The sequence below is a fragment of the Staphylococcus sp. GDY8P47P genome (assembly GCF_016892225.1).
GTDB lineage: Bacteria > Bacillota > Bacilli > Staphylococcales > Staphylococcaceae > Staphylococcus > Staphylococcus borealis.
This window is the reverse complement of record NZ_JAFENV010000071.1, coordinates 1-615: the sequence shown is the minus strand read 5'-3', so window position 1 is coordinate 615 and position 615 is coordinate 1. Positions and strand designations below refer to the sequence as shown.

1 protein-coding gene and 1 pseudogene are annotated in these 615 nt (G+C 31.1%); both read right to left on the bottom strand.

Annotation, left to right across the window (positions count from 1 at the left end):
- A pseudogene (locus JVV30_RS13135) lies at positions 1 to 362 on the bottom strand (terminase large subunit); the annotation flags it as partial.
- On the bottom strand, positions 359 to 615 hold a 257-nt coding region (locus JVV30_RS13130), incomplete at its 5' end, for a hypothetical protein (protein WP_204194370.1). The pseudogene JVV30_RS13135 and the gene JVV30_RS13130, both read right to left, overlap by 4 nt.

Sequence of the window (615 nt, the reverse complement as noted above, 5' to 3'; positions counted from 1 at the left end):
TGATATTCTTTAACTCCGTGTAAGGGCGTAGAAAGAAAATCACTAATAGCACTTATTAGACCGTTTTTCCCGCCTCCACGTCCCATGAAAATAGCAAATTCTGTAAAGAAAGCTTCATCTGTATTTTTATCTATAAGAAATATATTAGCTATGATAAACCTTTGAAATGGTAATGTTGGAAAATACCATTTTTCAATAAATTTGATACAATCCTCGATTTTCTGTTCATCAAAATATACATCATCTCGTGAATATATATGTTTTTGTAGATAATTAAAGAGATCAATTCTTTCTTTATTTAAAATTATCTTTCCTTGTTTCCACAAATTTATATATTCATCAACGTATTTATTACTAATCATAGGTAATCTTCAGATGGCGTTTCTGTGTCTTCTTTCTCTTCGGGCAATAAATCCGATAATTGTTTGATTATTTTTTGATATGCAGCATCTCTAGCATTAAATAGTTTGGCTACTGGTCTTTCCCTTTCATATGGTGGCGCCTTTTCAGATTGAGTAAATAAATCATAGTCACCTTTTTCTTTTATGTCTTCCCACATGTAATCAAGCATTACACGTAGCCTTGCTGCTTGAATAATTAAACCATCAACTACTT